Source organism: Brachyspira suanatina (genome assembly GCF_001049755.1).
In the GTDB taxonomy this organism is placed as follows: domain Bacteria; phylum Spirochaetota; class Brachyspiria; order Brachyspirales; family Brachyspiraceae; genus Brachyspira; species Brachyspira suanatina.
In genome coordinates this window covers 226,363-244,341 of sequence record NZ_CVLB01000001.1, presented here as the reverse complement: position 1 = coordinate 244,341, position 17,979 = coordinate 226,363, and the positions used below count along the sequence as shown (strand labels likewise).

At 23.9% G+C, this 17,979-nt stretch carries 13 protein-coding genes; 4 read left to right on the top strand and 9 right to left on the bottom strand.

All coding sequences use genetic code 11. The features are described from left to right. Positions 1-8: 8 nt before the first annotated feature. From BRSU_RS01130 to BRSU_RS01105, 6 genes are all read right to left on the bottom strand, one after another. Positions 9-386 carry a hypothetical protein gene (locus tag BRSU_RS01130; protein ID WP_048593390.1) on the bottom strand — a complete coding sequence of 126 codons (378 nt, stop codon included), beginning with the start codon at positions 384-386 and terminating at the stop codon, positions 9-11. A gap of 3 nt (positions 387-389) precedes the next feature. Further along, a complete protein-coding gene (locus BRSU_RS01125) occupies positions 390-1,511 on the bottom strand; it encodes a hypothetical protein (protein ID WP_048593389.1) in 1,122 nt (373 codons plus the stop codon). A gap of 35 nt (positions 1,512-1,546) precedes the next feature. After that, a complete protein-coding gene (locus BRSU_RS01120) occupies positions 1,547-3,526 on the bottom strand; it encodes a hypothetical protein (protein WP_053082757.1) in 1,980 nt (659 codons plus the stop codon). Positions 3,527-4,072: 546 nt separating this feature from the next. Next, positions 4,073-4,291, bottom strand: a complete 219-nt coding sequence (locus BRSU_RS01115; protein ID WP_048593388.1) for a hypothetical protein — start codon at positions 4,289-4,291, stop codon at positions 4,073-4,075. 593 nt (positions 4,292-4,884) lie between these two features. Beyond that, complete coding sequence (locus BRSU_RS01110; RefSeq protein WP_048593387.1) at positions 4,885-7,530, bottom strand: hypothetical protein; 2,646 nt, start codon at positions 7,528-7,530, stop codon at positions 4,885-4,887. A 142-nt stretch (positions 7,531-7,672) separates the two neighbouring features. Continuing rightward, entirely contained in the window at positions 7,673-10,093 is a 2,421-nt protein-coding gene (locus tag BRSU_RS01105) for a hypothetical protein (RefSeq protein ID WP_048593386.1), read from the bottom strand. A 1,648-nt stretch (positions 10,094-11,741) separates the two neighbouring features. On the opposite strand from BRSU_RS01105, the gene fabZ reads away from it, so the two are divergent. The 4 genes from fabZ to BRSU_RS01085 are packed head-to-tail and all read left to right on the top strand — an operon-like array spanning position 11,742 to position 14,980. Beyond that, positions 11,742-12,206, top strand: coding sequence for a 3-hydroxyacyl-ACP dehydratase FabZ (gene fabZ / locus BRSU_RS01100; protein ID WP_048593385.1), 465 nt, complete (start codon positions 11,742-11,744; stop codon positions 12,204-12,206). Positions 12,207-12,233: 27 nt separating this feature from the next. Then, positions 12,234-13,028, top strand: coding sequence for an acyl-ACP--UDP-N-acetylglucosamine O-acyltransferase (lpxA, locus tag BRSU_RS01095; RefSeq protein ID WP_048593384.1), 795 nt, complete (start codon positions 12,234-12,236; stop codon positions 13,026-13,028). Between the two features lie 15 nt (positions 13,029-13,043). Continuing rightward, a complete protein-coding gene (lpxB, locus tag BRSU_RS01090) occupies positions 13,044-14,174 on the top strand; it encodes a lipid-A-disaccharide synthase (protein WP_048593383.1) in 1,131 nt (376 codons plus the stop codon). Further along, positions 14,171-14,980: a hypothetical protein gene (locus BRSU_RS01085; RefSeq protein ID WP_048593382.1), complete on the top strand. Its 810-nt coding sequence runs from the start codon at positions 14,171-14,173 to the stop codon at positions 14,978-14,980. The genes lpxB and BRSU_RS01085 overlap by 4 nt, the downstream gene beginning before the upstream one ends. Before the next feature lie 359 nt (positions 14,981-15,339). Here BRSU_RS01085 and BRSU_RS01080 read toward each other — a convergent pair whose 3' ends face one another. From BRSU_RS01080 to rplQ, 3 genes are all read right to left on the bottom strand, one after another. Continuing rightward, a complete protein-coding gene (locus tag BRSU_RS01080; RefSeq protein ID WP_048593381.1) occupies positions 15,340-15,921 on the bottom strand; it encodes a Smr/MutS family protein in 582 nt (193 codons plus the stop codon). A gap of 24 nt (positions 15,922-15,945) precedes the next feature. Continuing rightward, positions 15,946-17,445, bottom strand: a complete 1,500-nt coding sequence (gene rho / locus BRSU_RS01075; RefSeq protein WP_048593380.1) for a transcription termination factor Rho — start codon at positions 17,443-17,445, stop codon at positions 15,946-15,948. A gap of 124 nt (positions 17,446-17,569) precedes the next feature. Continuing rightward, positions 17,570-17,956, bottom strand: coding sequence for a 50S ribosomal protein L17 (gene rplQ / locus BRSU_RS01070; RefSeq protein WP_048593379.1), 387 nt, complete (start codon positions 17,954-17,956; stop codon positions 17,570-17,572). Positions 17,957-17,979: the final 23 nt, after the last annotated feature.

Sequence of the window (17,979 nt, the reverse complement as noted above, 5' to 3'; positions counted from 1 at the left end):
AATCTCCTTTAATAACAAACTGATATATTTTTTAAGCTTAATGCCTTTATAGTACTTTTATTAATCAAATTATTTTTTATTATTTTGCATTTTTCTTTTTTGTCCAAACTATTCAAATTTATACTATCATCTTCAATATTTAAATAAAAATACTCCCCATCAAAATTCTTATTTACATATATGCCTCCTATACCATTAACTTTTTTTATGCATAATAAATTTAACTCAAGCATATTCTGTATATATATTTTTAAAGTATTACTGTAAAATATTTTTAATATATTAAATATATCCTTAGGTCTATGATAATCATTGTTCAAAACCCAAATTATCATTTTATTTATTCCTGTTAAATATTTACTTTTTACTTTAATTTTATACATCATATATTAATTCTCCTTTATATCAGAATTATTATTTTTATAATAAGTTATACCCATTTCATTAACCTGCTTAAGTGTAATTATAGATTTTGTATAAAGCTCCTTAATGCTTTTCTTTCGCTCTTCTATAAGAAATTTTATTGTTTCATAGTAATAATTAACATTATCATTAGAGTCTTTAAATAATACTTTATAGTCTTTATAATTATCCCATAATTTTTTCTCCTCATATTTAAGATCCTCATAATTTACTATCTTCTCTCTATTGATGCATCTATTTTTTAAATCCTTGCTGAAATCATCTGCTTTCTTATACGAATTCCCTTTTATAATTTTTAATTGATCCTTTTGTTGAATTAATGCTTGATAACCAGGAAGTATTTTATTATCATCAATTTGTCTATTATATAAATCATAATATTGATTTTGTAATTCTCTGTATCTCATATAACAATCAATGGCTTTATTTTTTATATTTTTTATTTGCTCATTAAGAGAATCCACATCTTTTAAAAGCATATTTAATATTTTATCCTCAGTATTTATATATTTTTTTATTGTTACTATATGATCGCGGTTTATCAAATCTCTTTCACATAGATCTATAAGTATATTTATATCTTCACTATTGTCCTCTGTTTTTAATTTATTTAATTCTTCTATGCATTTTATATTATTATCATTAACTTCATTAAACCATTTTAGCCTTGCATCTTTTTTGTAAGAAGAAAATAATATTTTTAAAATTTTAACAGCTTCATCTTTACTTCTTTTACGAATAGTGATTTCTGTTTTCTTATTATTCTTTCTTGATGTTAAAATTTTTATCTGCCAATCTAAATCAATCATATGAAATACTATTTCATAAGACTGTTTTACTATATTAGAAACTTCAATTAGTTCATCATGCACAATCTTATAAAAATTATTTTTGATATTAATTTCTAACTTTGACAAATGCTCAAATACATCATTCAATCTTTGATTATAATACTCTTTAACTTCATTAACTCTTTGTATAGCTCTATCCCTATAATTCTCAAGATCAGCTATTTTTAATTTGAGTTTTTCTCTTTGTTTTTCTAATTTTTTCTTACACATTATATTTAATAAAAAATCTATAATCATATTTAACTCCTATTTATTTTTATAAAATATATAAATCAAATATTTATTATATTATCTTCAATTAATAGTTCATAAAAATCTCTTATATCAGAATTCAAATTCTCAGAAAATTTTTCTGAAGCTATATATGCCAATACCCCTATAATATTTTCTTTAACTTCAATATCAGATTTTTCTATCATCTCTATCAAATTATTAACTTCATCATAAAATAGCTCATCTCTGTAAGCTCTTTCCTGTAAAGCTGCATTATCTTCATCTATACATTTGAGTTCATTAATATATTTCTTCTCATTTAAAGCCAATATATTTCTTTTTGCATTTAAAAAATTCATTAAGTCATTATGAAGTTCAACAACATCATTTTGAAACATATGCTTTACATTAGCATAAAATTTCTGCTTCATATCATCTTCAATAATAGCTGCTTTTTCTTTTATATTATTTATAGCCCTTCTCTCTGCCTCATCTATATAACTGTACTGTTTATCTAAATGAGATGATATATTTTTAAGTCCCTGACTCCTAGTACAGCATTCACTTATCTGAGCAAATGTACCTCCAAATAGAATCAAACTTTTAATACTGAATTCCCAATCTTTTTGTGTTCCTATTTTATCAACTAATTGGTATAAATTTTTATCTTTCTTAAATTCTTCGTATGCTTCTTCTATATCTCTTTTTGCTATTTCAATGCCTGCTTTGGAATCTAAATCTATAAGATAGGCAGTTGTCAAACCAAAAGCCAAACCTCCAAGAACAGAACCTACAACTGTTGCTATAGTACTAAATGTTGCTGCAGCGGCCGCACTCATAGTCATATTAGAAATTACTAATGATGAAATTGAAGAAGCTAAAGTGGAACCTGCAAAAGCTCCTACAGAAGTTGTTGTAGTTTGAATTATATTTTTTGATACATCTCCAATAAGTTCTATATCATTAATTTGACCTATAGCAAATTTATAAAGGCTCTTTAATGTATCTATAGTAACAACTGCAATTCCTCCTCCTACATAAGGATTTGAAAGTATAGAAGAACCTATATTTTTTCCTAAATAGTGAAGACTAACAGCAAGTGCACTTTTAGAAGCTCCATCTACACCAGCACTAACAACATTAAAAAATCCTTGTATAAACTCATCTTCTGTTAAATTACCTCCATTGTCAATCAACTTCATTATTTCACCAAATAAAGCACCGCCTGCCGCGAAAGCTCCTCCTAATAACGTTGATTTTAGTAATTGATTACGAAATTGTATATTTCTTTTTTCATCAGCATATTTATATTCTATTTTCTCTCCTTTTCTTGCTTTTTCTGTTAATTCAATAGCTTCATCTCTTGTCAATGGATCACTATTAACTTTACCGTCTTCACTTGAAATTCTATCGTATGTATTTTCACTAGTATGTGCATAGTCTTTATTTTCTGTATTAGTTTTATTTGATGCTATTCTTTTTATATCATCAACCTGATCTGAAGGTGCAACTTTATCGCCACCTGAATATTTAGGATTTGAAAGAGAGTCTACATTTGACTTAGGATCTTTTTCATATTTTAATTGATAATCTTTTGTATTATCCCCATCTGTAACCCTTATATCAGTAGTTGGATCTCCATATTTTGTTTTTTCAGCATGAGTTTTATTTTCTCTTCCCTGAGCTGCTGAATCTATATTGAATGTTTCTTTATGATGGGTTTCGGAAACATTACCCTGTTCATTCAATACGCTTGTTTCCTTTAGCCCTCCATCTTTTCTAGTAATAGTATTATTTATTTCATCATCATAATTATCAATTCTGTTATCTAATACTTCACGCTTCATACTATATTTCTTACTATTTGCATTTGAAATAGAATTTGAATATTGATTATTAATGTCTATTTTTTCATCTGAAGCACTTTTGTATTTATTCAAATTTAACTCTGATATAAATTCATCATTTCCAATATAATCCATATTTTTACTACTTATATTTTTTAAATTTGTTTTGTTATAATTTATTTTATCAATCATATTAAATTAAACTCCTAAAAAATAATAAATTAATAATCATTTTCTTCCTTAATATGCGCAGACCTTAAAAAGATATGCAGGCACGCTTACAAACTTAGGATCTTTTAATAACTGTTTTTAATACTTCCTCTGCTATAATACTTAATACAACAGGGACTAAACCTAATATGATATTTTTTAGAAACATTATAAGACCTCCTTAATTTACTTATTTCCATCTTTACCGAGTAAATATTCTTCTAATACTTCCACTGCCATTTTAATTAATTTTACTATTAATACAGGATTACTCATAGCTGCTCTCCTTTTATAGATTTCTTTATGCCGGCATAAATTACTAATAAAAATATGCGAGCATTGCTTGTAAACTTATTATCTATTTTTCTTTATAAAATAGGTAATAACAAATTTAGCTATACTAAAAATGACACTAATAATAATTTTTTATACCTAACAAACTCCTTTTATGAAAACACCTTAATGTATGCATAAATTAATAAATTAATTAAAATACACAAACATTTAAAACTTTAAAAAAATGATGCACTATATTAGAAATACTTTATCCATAAATTTGATGTTATGATTTTTTGATAGTATGAAAAATTTGTTTTTTTCTATGGATTTCTTCTTTGAAAAAGATTTTTCTACATTTTTATTTATTTTTAATATAGGACCAATAGTGTTGTTACAAATTAATAGACTACTCACTATATAATAAGTAGTATTGAGATTACTTTTATTAGAAAAAAAGTTAATAGACATATTTAGCTCCTTTAAGTTTAATTAAAAATATCAGTAAACAATCAAACTGTAATTAAGAAATTACCTAATCACAAATACCGTTTCTACCTAATTAATAGAAGAAACAAATTCATAAAAAAATGATATTTTCAAACTTTAGCAGTAGCTAAATATTTTTATTTTATGAACTAATAATAGCATATTCACAAAATATATCAAGTATAATATTTATAAATTATTAAAAAAAACTATAAAAAAATTAACTTTAATAAAAAAATAATACTTATAATGTAAAAAATATACTATATATTAAATGCATAATTATAGCTAAGCAATAATAACAAATTTTAATGGAGTTAAAACTGTAATAAATAATTTTTTACTAGATATACTTAGCCCATTAAAGTTTAAATTATTACTTTTATATAAAAATTAAAAAATAAACAGAATTAAATATAATTACATTTAATTCCAAAATACTGTTTATAAGCAAAAAGCCTAAAAACAAAGTCAAAAAAATAATAAATAAACTCTGGGACTAAATACCAGAGAAATGATATATCTCTATTATATAAAGTTTTTTTAATAAGTCAAATTATTTTCTATAAAAAATATCACATATATAATTTTTTACTTAAATTATAAGCCCATTTATATTTATCTAAATTAGGTTTAGCACTTTCTTCAAAAAACTTTCCAAATGCTTTTTTATAATTAGTATCTTGCATATTAACCATTTCTTCTAATATATCTACAGCTTTATCAAAATAGCTTTCATCTCCTGTTAAAATCTCTGTTAAATATAAAGATAATTTTCTCATATACTGGAAATATCCTTGTAAATTTTCTACAAATATATAACTATTTGACAAAGAAATTTTTTCTTTCTTTATTTTATAGTAAACAAAACAATAATCTTTTTCTATATCAACATCCTCTGAAGATTCTTTTCTTTTTTTATCATCATAGAAATTACTGCTTTTTTCTATAAGTATATTAGCTATTTTTTTACTATATTCTGTATCAAAATTTTTGCAATATCTTAATAGCCTTATTATTAAATATTTATCGCTTTTATCAGGCTGATTATTATTATCTATATAAGAAACTAATTTTTCAATTAACAAATCAATATTATCAAAACTTTCTTCTTTTTCTGTAATATATTTATAAAGATAATCTAAAAATTCATCTTCCATACCTGATGTTATAGCATAAAGCATTAAATTACTATATGTTCTGCTTGTATTTCCTTTATCATCTTTAAATAACTTTTTAGATTCAAAAAAACACTCTTTAGCTTTATCTAAATCTTTAGTATTTTCTGTAACATAATAATGAATAATATATGTCTGTCCAAGCGTACCGTATAATCTTGCTATATCATCTATATATAATTTTTCATAACACTTAATGTCTTCCAAAACTTTTTTTATATATTTTATAATATAATCACATTCATAAAAATCCCATTGAGCGACTGTACTGATATTATCAAAAAGTATCTTTTCTCTAAAAAAGAAATTATCATTATCTATATTATTTATATAATCTATATTTGTTTTAACCATTTCCAAAGATTTTTCTGTATTATCACTATGATTATAAACAGAAAGTTTAGCAGTATTAATCATAAATATCATAGAATAAATTTTTCTTAATACAAAATCATTTGAATTATCTTGTTTTATTTTTTCGAGCAAATCTATTAATATATCACAGCTTCCCAATATATTATCATATTTAAACTCATTATTAGACTCTATTTCTAAATTATCTAATATACTTTTTACAGCATGAACTAAATAATTTACTCTTCTCTTTAAATTATCTTTCTTAAAAAACTGCAATATTTCTTTACTGCCATTTTCAGCAAAATCTTTTGTCCTTTTAGTTATATTTTCTTGATTTATTAACTTCTTATAAAAAATATATCTGTTTAATATTGTATAATAGTCATATTTATAAAAATAAAAATCAATAGTATCTTTATCTAAAAAACTATACTTAATTTGCAAATATATATCAAAATCTTTAAATATTTCTTTAGAATCTGAACCGCTGCGGTTATAAAAAGTATTGCAAAAATAATCAGCAAAAACTAATGTGCTGTCTTTTAGTGCATCAGAAGGATTGGATAATTCATAATTTATATTTTTATCTGTAACTGAATATTTTATTTTCCATTCTTCTATACTTTCATAAACTTTTGATTTTATATCGGATTTAGGTACATTAGTAACTTCTTGAAAGTATTCTTCATTATGAGATTCCCATTCTTCAACTATTTTATCAATCTCTATTTTATTATCAACAATATAATTCAAAAACTTCTTAACACCTCCAAAATTATATATGTCTAAAGCATTGTTATCTTTATCTCCTCTCTTAGCAATATGTATAATGAGAAGTATTTTCTTAGAATCAAAATCTAGCTCTTCATCTGATAAAATTTTCTTTAATGTATTAACTATTAATTTTGAAACTAAATCTAAATAATACTGCTTTGTAAACTCAATACCATTTGGCTTATTTTCATATATACATACAAATTTTCCTTTATTTTCTTTTATAAAATTAAAAATTTCTTTTGTTATTGATTTTCTAACATTAAAATCTTCTATTTTTGTTCTATGATATATAATATTATCATCAATTGAATATTTTTCTGAAAGTCTTTTTAATTCTGCTTTAGTTTCCTTTTCCCAATCATCATATCTAATATTTTTAGTATAATACCCTCCTACAACAAAAAGTTTTTTTTCTTCCTTATCATAATCTATATTACCACTTTCATCTATATAAATATCATATACTTCTATATCAAAAAATATCAATTTGATAATATCATAATATATCCCAATATTGTTCATAAATATATATAAACTTTTATAATCATCAGAATATAATTTCAACAATAAAAGCAAATATAAAAATGGAAAATCTTCATTATTATTTTTTATCTTAAATTTAAAAACTTTATCTATATACTGCCTCACAAAAGATGCATCTTTTATATCATTACAATTATTTAAACATAGATTTATATAATTTTTTATATAAGTAATCTCATTATTATTAAGATTAGCTATATTATAGTTAAAAATATTTTCTTCCTTTTCTTCTTTGATAGAAATTTTACTTTTTATATAATCATTATTGATACTATTAATTAATTCAATTAAGTTTTCTTTATAATTATTACCTAATCCATTAAAAACATCTTTAAAAGTTATGATATTTGTATTATTCTTTAGCATTATTACTCCTTTAACTTATATCATTATAAGATTTATAAATATCTTTTAGTCCTAAAACTTTCAATACATTTCTCTTATAATCAATTGCAGTTTTATACGCATAGTCTTTCTCTCATATGATAAATCATATTCCTGACATCTTTTATAGTTCTCCTATATTTGGAGTCATTTTATTATTATTAAAATCGACTAAATCTTCGAACTCTACATATCCATTTTTTGTTATTATATATTTAATCCCATCGGCTTTATGACATTTATAAATTAAATGCAACCATATAGCACATACAAAATATAAAAACTCTTTAGCAGCCCACATCAATATACAAACCAACTCTTTAACTTTTACTCTATCTAATTCTTCTCCTTCTTTTAATTCACTAATTGTAGGATTAATAAATTTTTTCAAAACATTATCTTGAACTATAATATTAAATGCCTCTATAGAATTAGATATGGAAAGATACAAATCCTCTTTTTTCATTGATGATTTATTTATTATTTGCGGATCAAGAAGCCATTCCAATGCATTTCTAACATCTTTTTTATAGTAATCTCTAATATTAATTCTAATATGTGTTTTTAATATACAAACTAAATCAAAAATACCTTTACCATTTTTATTATACTGAAAAATAATAGGTACATTTTTTCCTAGTTTTTTATTTTTATGTACAATCAAATTAGAATATTTCTGAGAAATTAATGCAAGAACCATCTCCTGAGAGAATATATTTCTTATTTCATTATCTCTAAATTTTTTTATTTTATTTTTATATTTATATTCCTCATAAAAACTAACAATTACAGGGATAGTATAATTTTTAGTTTTGAAATATTTTAATAATATAGATAATAAATCATATTTTCCAGTTTTATAATCATCAAATTCTTTTGAAAACAAATTTTCTTTTATATTATCCCATCTCAAAGCCTTATAAATTCTATCATCTGTGTCTTTATAATAGTCATTTTTATCTTTGTTCATAGAATAATTAGGAGAAAAAGCATATTTACTCCAACTTTTATATAAAACATTAGTTTCATCTTTAGGCTTCTTTTCTATATTTTTCTTATTCTCTGCAAATTTCACAGTAAGTTTTATGCGCTCATCTGTAATACCATCAAGAGTTTTTATTTTTAATATATCTTCCATATGTTTAGGAATATTTATATGAACAAAATCAAACACTTTTTTAATTGCCCCATAAGAAATATTATTATTAACCTTATAGAGTTTTGATATAATCATCATTAACTTTTCATGAAAAACAATGCTGTCTCTTTGATGTATATGCTGATTTTTAACTATTTTCCTTCTTATAACTCTTACACAAAATTTAGTTTTTTGATATACACTATATTTACTTACTTTTTCCTTTAAAATATATTCTAATAATATTACTTTGTATTTTTTATTATCATTTTTACATTCTTTTTTTATATAAGAAAATGATGCTGTCTGCTGTAAATTATAAAATATTACATCATCAGAGATCATTATATATGTAAGTAAAGCTGTAAGATTATATTTATTAATACTGTATTTTATCATATCTATATTTTTCTTCTCAATATCATTATAAACTATTTTATAGATAGGTACTGCCCATATAGCAGCATTTCCAACTATAGACCAAGTATCTTCAAAAAAAGAGCTTTTTAAATTTCCTAATTTACCATATTCAGTAGTAAAATTTAAAGCCTCTTTCATAAATATATCTTCATTTCTAAATACATTGATTAAAGATCTTTCTATTTCTTCTTTAGAATTTTCTATTTTTTCCTTTTCTTTTATTTTTTCATTGATCTTTTCATTTTTATCTATTTTATCTTTTTTTATTTCTATCAATTTATTTGCTTTATCATTTCTTATAATATCTTCCAAATCATTAGTTTTATTGTCGGTATTAGATTCATCTGCAAAATCTTTTATAGTTTTCTTTATTCTTCCAAATTCATTGAATACTTCACTATTAAATTTCTCTTTTAATTTTATTTGATTTAAATAAAGTTTATCATCATCAAATTCTACGCTCGGTACAAGAGTTTTATATCCTACTCTTAATGAAAAGGATAAAATCAATTCCTTAATATAAGCTCTCAATTTTATTAAATCCAATATTTCTTTGATATTCTTTTTTTCTGTAAACATGGAGATAATCATTAAAGCATATACAAAAGGCACATTTTTGAATGAAGTTTCCATTTCAGAAAAGTCTACATTTAATGCTTCTTTTATATATAAATCTTTGTCTTTATATTTTTGTAAAGATAGTTCTGGATTCTCATTTTTAATCTTTTCTATATATCGAGCATTTAAATTTATTTCATTATCCAAACATAATTTAAGGAAATTAAACAATTCTCCATTAAATTCTTTAAATTGACAATGATCAAAGTGATCATTTCTTACATTTTTATGTATAAGAATATTTCTAAAATCCATAATAAAACAAATAGCTTGTTGATATGAAGTATCTATAACTTTTTGTAAATTCTCTTTATCCTCTCTATAAAAATTATCTTTTTTTATCTTCTTTATCTTTTTCTCTTTTATCACATACTAGCAATCTTTGGAATTTAATTTAGCACATTTTAATCTTGCACATTCCAATTTTGAATATTTTAATTTAAATACAGTTTCAAATTGTGTTCTATATATTGACTTACTAATTTTTTCTTCCAACTTTTTTTCATTATTAGAATCTTTATTAAATGCACTATTTTCTATATATAAATGTTGTTAGTATAGTTAATAATTTTTTACTTTATAACTACTTTTACCATCTCTTATAAAATAATAAATATCTTTAATATATGGAATTTTATGAACTGACATATTATCTCCACAATTTACATATAATAATTTTAGTATATAAATAAAAATTATAAAATCAATAATATACATTATAAATATACAATTTTAGAAGAATTTTTATTTAATATAAACATACAATATAATTTGCAAAACAAAAAAATGTATTATACTGAGAACAAGTTCTTTGACATTAAGATGTAAAATACATATTAATGTGAAGAGTTTATAAAGTCTTAAAAAAGCTTTCTCGATACCCTACTCAGTATGTGCAATTCTACTATAAAAAATTGAGGTGCTGATAACTTTAGTTGTCAGCACATTTTGGCGAGATTTTTTTATTGGTAATGTAGGAAAACGAGATTATATTTTATTTAAAATAAAGTATTGATGTTACCCATATAGTTAATGTTGAATTTTATAATACTATGTATAAATAGGATTAGATTTATATTTATTTACTAAACATATATAAATTTTGATAAAATATAATAAGAGTAAATATTAATTAATAAAAAAATATAAAAATGAATTATTTAGATTTAGAAATAGAAAAATAAAAAATTTATTATCTCAAAATGATTTAATAACTTCTAATAAAGAATAAACAAAAGACAATATAATAAAAGCTACTTTTAAAGATGCTTCTAATCCATCAAATTATTTTTCATCAAAAATTGATATGGAACTAAATAATTTATACCATGTATTTTTAGATCCATGCCTGTATGCGGAACAGATTTATTATATTATAAAACAATATTTGTATACGATACATTTGAAGATCAGAAATGTTTTCCATTTGCAATTGAACATGAATTAACACATGTTAGGAAGCATAATAAAATGTTTTATAAATTAAAATTCATAAGAAAGTCTAGGTTCATATCCTGTTTTAGATAAAAATAAGCTGATTCACTTGCTACTAAATAATACAAAAGTACGGAATAAAAAGATTCAATATAATATATTAAATCTTTTATAGAATTATTTGATATAAATAAAAATGATTTAATAAATGATAATGAATATAAAAGACTATTGTATGAAAAATATACGAAAATATGAACGATATTAAATACTTTTATACTGAAAAATTGAGAGATAAAGATATAAATGACAAAAATATTATAACTAAAGTTATAATATTTTTATAGCCAGTAGTAATGAAAAGATTTTTTATTGTGATATAGGAAAGCTAGATTAAAAGTACATTAAAATGATCTTTTATAAGGTATTCTTATAATTTAGAATCATTTTTTATTTTAAATACATAAAACTATATCCATTAAGATTTTAAACTTATTTTTATGCTTGTAACTTTACTATTATATGATATAATAAAATTCTATATAATATACTTTTAATACTTAATTTAAGGATTAATTAGAAAATGGAAAAAATTAATATAAATAAAATAATGGAATTATTACCTCATAGATACCCTTTCTTACTAGTTGATAGAGTAGAAAGCGTTGAAGAAGGAAAAATACATGCAATAAAAAATGTAACTTTTAATGAACCTCAATTTACAGGACATTTTCCAGAAAGTCCTATTATGCCTGGTGTTTTAATGATTGAAGCATTAGCTCAGACTTCTGGTATTTATTGCTATACAAAAATTTTAAAGCCTGATGAATATGATAAAAAATTCATGTTCTTTGCTAAAATAGATAATGTTAAGTTTAAAAATCCTGTAATACCTGGAGATGTTATGGATATGTTTGTTACTGTTGAAGCATTCAGTAATAATCTACTTAAAACTCATGGGGAAGTAAAAGTTAATGATAAATTAGCTTGCTCTGGTGATTTAGGTTTATTTTTAGTTGATAAAGAAGCTATGAAAATAGATAAATAATTAGCTTAAATAAAATAAGGAAAGTAAATGTCAAATAATATACATCCAACTGCTATAATTTCTGATTCTGCCAAAATAGCAGATAATGCAGAAATTGGACCTTATGCTATTATAGAAGGTGAAGTTAGTATAGGAGAAAATACAACTATCGGAGCACATTCTGTAATAAAAGAATATACAACAATAGGTAAAAATAATATAATACATGATCATGCTGTTATAGGAAATCTTCCTCAAGATATACATTTTGATAGAAAAACAGTGAGTTTCCTTGAAATAGGTGATGGAAATGAAATTAGAGAATTTGCCAATCTTCATAGAGCATCTAAAGAAAATGCTAAAACTATCATAAAAAATAACTGCTATATAATGGCTACTGGGCATGTCGCTCATGACTGTGAAATAAATGATAATGTTATAATATGTAACGGTGCTTTAGTAGCAGGACATGTAAGAGTTGAAAAAGGGGCATTCATATCTGGAAATTGTGTAGTACATCAGTTCTGTGCTATAGGTCAGTATGCTATGATAAGCGGTATGTCTGCCGTAGGAAGGGATATACTTCCATTTGCATTAACTGCTCATGCAGGTGAAGCAATTATATATAAGCTTAATTTAGTAGGTATGAGAAGAGCTGGATTTACTTCAGAGCAAATTTCCCAAGCTGAAAAGGCTTATGATATGTGGTTCAATTGGAATAAAACAAAACAAGAATTTTTAGATACATATTTAAACGATACTTCTTTAAATCCAATAGCTAGAGATATTGTAGAGTTTATATCCAAAGCTAGAAGAGGAATAACTCCTAGAAAAACTGTTTAATAAATAAAATAAATTATGAGAATATTTATAGCCACAGGAGAAGTTTCAGGCGACATTCAAGGTGCCTTATTAGCAAGAAAAATAAAAGAGTTAGATCCTAACATCATATTAGATGGATTTGGCGGTGTTGAAATGCAAAAAGCTAATGTAAATATATTGTCAGATATGTCTACTTTATCAACTATAGGCATATTTGAAGGAGCTAATCCTAAAGTAGCATTCAAAAATCTTGGTGCTTTTAACAGATTAAAAGAATATTTAAAAAACAATAAAGTTGATATTATGCTTCTTGTAGATAATCAAGGTGTAAACTTACTATTAGCAAAATATTGTAAAGCTAATAATATACCATATATGTATTATTTTCCCCCGCATGTTGGTATATGGGGGGCTTGGAATGCTAAAAGACTCCTTTCTGCAAAAAAAATAATTACTCCTTTTCTATTTGATTATGAAGTATATAAAAAATTTGGATGTGATGTTATTTATAGCGGACATCCATTTGCCGATTTGGACTATAATAAAAATGTTCCTGAATTAAATATGCCTAAAAAAGAATATACTGTTGGAGTTTTGTTTGGAAGCAGAAATCAAGAAATAAAAAAATTAGCTCCTGTATTTATAAAATCTATGAAGATGCTCAATGATATGCTTTCTTCAAATATAAGATTTGTAATACCTATAGCATATCCTGAATATAAAGAACCTATAGAAAAAATTCTAGATAATTATAAAAATTTATTAGAAAATGTTTCATATTCTTTATTATGCGGTGATGATAAAGATTATGTTTATTCTTATTCTGATGCATTAATAATGTCAAGCGGTACTGCTAGCCTTTTAGCAGCATGCTATGGAAAACCTATGGTTATATGTTATAAAATATCATACATAACTTTTTTTCTTGGTAAACTGCTTACAAATATAAAATATGTTGGTATGCCTAATGTTTTACTTAATGAAGAAGCTGCACCCGAGCTTTTACAAAATGACTGCAATCCAAATGCTATTACAAGTCATATTATAAAATATTTAACTGATAAAGAATACTACAAAAAAGTTAGTAATAATTTGCTTAGAGTAAGAGAAACTTTGGGTGAAAAAAATGTGCTAGAACGTATAGCAAAAGAGATTATAAATTCATGATAGATTCCAAAACTGATATAGAAGAAATAAAAAAATATATTAAAAACCATAAAAAAGAACCTATTAAATTTAATATTACTTGGCTTGATAATTCTTCTAAACAAAGGATAAATTTCATTTTAGAAGAAATATTAAAAAAGTATAATATAAGTAAATATACAAATGATGCACATTATATTATAATGGAGCTTATCTCAAATGCTATAAAAGCTAGATATCTTCATACTATTACAATTAATACTTTAATAGAAAAATTTCCAGATTTTATAGAAAAAATAAAAAATGAAGAATATTTCAATGATTATGATATAATGAGTGAATATTCTAATATATTAAAAGATGAAGAAACTATAAAACAATTAAAAGAATTTATAAAATTAGAAAATAAACTTATAAAAGATATTGACAATAATATTGAAATTGATGAAAATAAATACTCAAAATTATTATTATGCAATAGCAAACTTACCATAACATTAGTAGTGAGATTTAATAAAAATAATATAGAATTTGAAATAATAAATGATGCTCCTCTTACAATGATAAGCAGAACAAGAATAGACTCTAAGAGATTAACTTTTAAAGAATATTATAAAAATAATTTAGTAGAAAAATTTTTTATGGAGCAATTAGATAATACAGAAAGTGCAGGATTCGGACTTGCATTATGCGATTTAAGATTATTTAATCAAACTTTAGAACCGCATAATCATTTACAAATATACGATGAAAATCATAAAACTCATTCAAAATTAATACTTCCTATCAAAAAACAATTCTCTCTTGTGGTATATAATAAATATTAAAGTTTTAAAATTCACTCACATTCCCCCGCTCTTTATTCTTTAATGATTTTACTCTTAATATAAAAATCAATTTGTATTTTTAATTTATTTAGAAAATGAAAACCCACACAATTTGTTTTTAAATTTAAAAATATATTTAACGCACGGTTGATTAAACTTTATACATTATTAATTTGCTATTATTAATACATCTATATTCATAACTTTGTTCTGCGTTCGGTGATAAGATAAAAATATAATTAAACTTTGGGTGGGCAGTTATAATTTCAAAATAAACTAGAAAAAGAAAATTAATTAAATATTCTAAATTAAACAAAAAACATATAGGGGGGATTTAAAATAAGTCAACAAATAAAATATTATATATCCAAATAAATTATTTTAGCACCACTTCCTCCAAGATTTATAGGAGCATCAGAAGAAAATTTTATATAATTTTTTCCTTCTGTAGCTAAATAATATTCAACTAGATTTTTTAAAACAGGTATTCTATTCTCACTTCCGAAACCTTTACCATGTATTATTAGTATTGGGCTTATTTTATTTTTTTTGCATTCATAAATAAAATGTTTAATTTCTATTAAAGCTCTTTCACTTGTAAGTCCATGCAGATCTAATCTATCTTTTGGAATAGCATTTTTTATATTAGGCTTGAATTTAGTATTAACTCTTCTGTCATGAATTGATTTTTTAGAATGATTAGTGCAATCGAGATTCTCAATTGCACTTAAAAACATTTCTTCATCTTCTTTTGTGTAGGCTAATTCTTCTTTATAATCAATTTGAATTTCTTTATTAATATTATTTTCTTTATGAACTTTATCTTTATTAAATTCTTTTTTTATATTTTCTTTTTTATTATTAAACTCATCAGGAAGATATCCATGCTCCAAATAGAATTCAAATAATCTTCTTTCTTCATCTTCAGAGTTCTTTGGCATATTGATAAAATCCTAAAAAATAATTTATGAATTTAATAATTTTAAAAATTCTGCATTATCTTTAGTAGAATTCATTTTATCAACAACAGTTTCTATTAATTGATCTTCATCTATACCTTGAGACTGCATATATTTTCTCAATGCCCACATTTTATTTTTTTCTTCTTCAGTAAGAAGTAAATCCTCTCTTCTAGTAGAAGAAGAATCAATATCAATAGCAGGGAAAAGTCTTCTATTAGCAAGTTTTCTATCTAAATGAAGCTCCATATTACCAGTGCCTTTGAACTCCTCATAAATATAATCATCCATCTTACTTCCTGTATCAACTAAAGCAGAAGCAATAATAGTAAGAGATCCACCCTCTTCTATATTACGAGCAGCACCAAAGAATCTTTTTGGTTTATGCAAAGCATTGGAATCAACACCGCCTGTTAATACCTTACCGCTTGCAGGAACTACTAAGTTGTAGGCTCTTGAAAGTCTAGTAATAGAGTCTAATATAATAACAACATCATGTTTATTTTCAACTAATCTCTTAGCTTTTTCTAATACCATTTCAGAAACCTGACAATGTTTATCAGGAGTTTCATCAAAAGTAGAAGCTATAACTTCAGCTTCAGGTACTTGTCTTTTCATATCGGTAACTTCTTCAGGACGTTCATCTATAAGAAGAATGAAAAGTTTAATATCAGGATAATTTTTACATATAGCATTAGCAATTTCCTGAAGCATCATAGTTTTACCAGCTTTAGGAGGTGCAACGATTAATCCTCTTTGACCTTTACCTATAGGTGAAACAAGATTGATGATACGAGTAGAGATTTTATTAGGAGCGAACTCCAAATCTATACGTTCATTAGGGAAAATAGGAGTTAATTTATCAAAATGAGGTCTTTTATATAGATTATTAGGTTCCTCACCATTAACAGTTTCTATTCTAAGTAAAGCAAAAAATTTCTCTCCTGCATTATCTTTAGGAGGTCTCACTTCTCCTGTAATTAAATCACCAGTTCTCAGTCCAAAAAGTCTTATTTGAGCAGGAGAAATATATATATCATCAGGTCCAACCAAATAATTGCTATTTTTAGAACGTAAAAAACCAAAACCATCTTGTAAAGTTTCTAAAGTGCCTTCAGCAACTATTTTTCCCTCTAGAGCAATCTGTGCCTTTAATATAGCATGCATAAGTTCCTGACGTCTTATATTATTACTAGTGTCTTTCTTTATACCATAAGACTCAGCAAATTCTAATAATTCCTCAAAAGTTAAAACACTTAATTTACTAATATAAAGTATATCATGAGGTCTTTTTATTTCTTTTACTTCATCATTATTTTCTATTTCTTTATCAAATTCATCTTTTTCCTGTACAATTTCTGAATTATTTGTATTTTCTTCATTAGCTTCTGCAATAACCTGCTTTACAACCTTTTTTCTAACAACTTTTTTTGGCTGTGCAGGTGATACTTCAATTTCCTCATTTTCATTAGATACTTTCACACGTTTTTTAGTTGGAAAAGGCATAATAATTCCTCCGATAAATAATAATCATAACAAGTTATAGCGAATACTCGCTATAACTACATGATAATATTTATCTTAATTAGCTTATATTAGATTTATAAACTTGATTTAATTTATTTTTAATTTATTTATTTTCAGTTTTAGCAGAACTGCTGTCAGATTCGCAAAGCATAACAACACACATGTCAGCAGCATCACCGAATCTCTTGTATGATAAAATTTTTCTTACATAACCGCCGTTTTTACCAGCATATCTAGGAGCTATATCTTTAAAAAGTTTAGCAAGTACATCTTTATCTTTAATATACTTTGCTATAGTTCTTCTATTATGAACATTATCAACTTTAGCTTTATATATTGTTTTATCAGCTAATTGCTTAATAGCTCTACCTTTTTCTTTAGTAGTCTCTATTTTTTCATATTTGAAAAGAGAAGTAAGCATATTAGAAAGCATAGCTTTTTTATGTGCACTTGTTCTATTAAATTTTTTTACTGTAACTCTATGTCTCATTTTACTATCCTTGAAAGTTTATT

Bases quoted from the DNA above. Each gene is read 5' to 3' on its own strand.
- BRSU_RS01130 (WP_048593390.1), bottom strand. From the start codon at position 386: ATGATGTATAAAATTAAAGTAAAAAGTAAATATTTAACAGGAATAAAT.
- BRSU_RS01125 (WP_048593389.1), bottom strand. From the start codon at position 1,511: ATGATTATAGATTTTTTATTAAATATAATGTGTAAGAAAAAATTAGAA.
- BRSU_RS01120 (WP_053082757.1), bottom strand. From the start codon at position 3,526: ATGATTGATAAAATAAATTATAACAAAACAAATTTAAAAAATATAAGT.
- BRSU_RS01115 (WP_048593388.1), bottom strand. From the start codon at position 4,291: ATGTCTATTAACTTTTTTTCTAATAAAAGTAATCTCAATACTACTTAT.
- BRSU_RS01110 (WP_048593387.1), bottom strand. From the start codon at position 7,530: ATGCTAAAGAATAATACAAATATCATAACTTTTAAAGATGTTTTTAAT.
- fabZ (WP_048593385.1), top strand. From the start codon at position 11,742: ATGGAAAAAATTAATATAAATAAAATAATGGAATTATTACCTCATAGA.
- lpxA (WP_048593384.1), top strand. From the start codon at position 12,234: ATGTCAAATAATATACATCCAACTGCTATAATTTCTGATTCTGCCAAA.
- lpxB (WP_048593383.1), top strand. From the start codon at position 13,044: ATGAGAATATTTATAGCCACAGGAGAAGTTTCAGGCGACATTCAAGGT.
- BRSU_RS01085 (WP_048593382.1), top strand. From the start codon at position 14,171: ATGATAGATTCCAAAACTGATATAGAAGAAATAAAAAAATATATTAAA.
- BRSU_RS01080 (WP_048593381.1), bottom strand. From the start codon at position 15,921: ATGCCAAAGAACTCTGAAGATGAAGAAAGAAGATTATTTGAATTCTAT.
- rho (WP_048593380.1), bottom strand. From the start codon at position 17,445: ATGCCTTTTCCAACTAAAAAACGTGTGAAAGTATCTAATGAAAATGAG.
- rplQ (WP_048593379.1), bottom strand. From the start codon at position 17,956: ATGAGACATAGAGTTACAGTAAAAAAATTTAATAGAACAAGTGCACAT.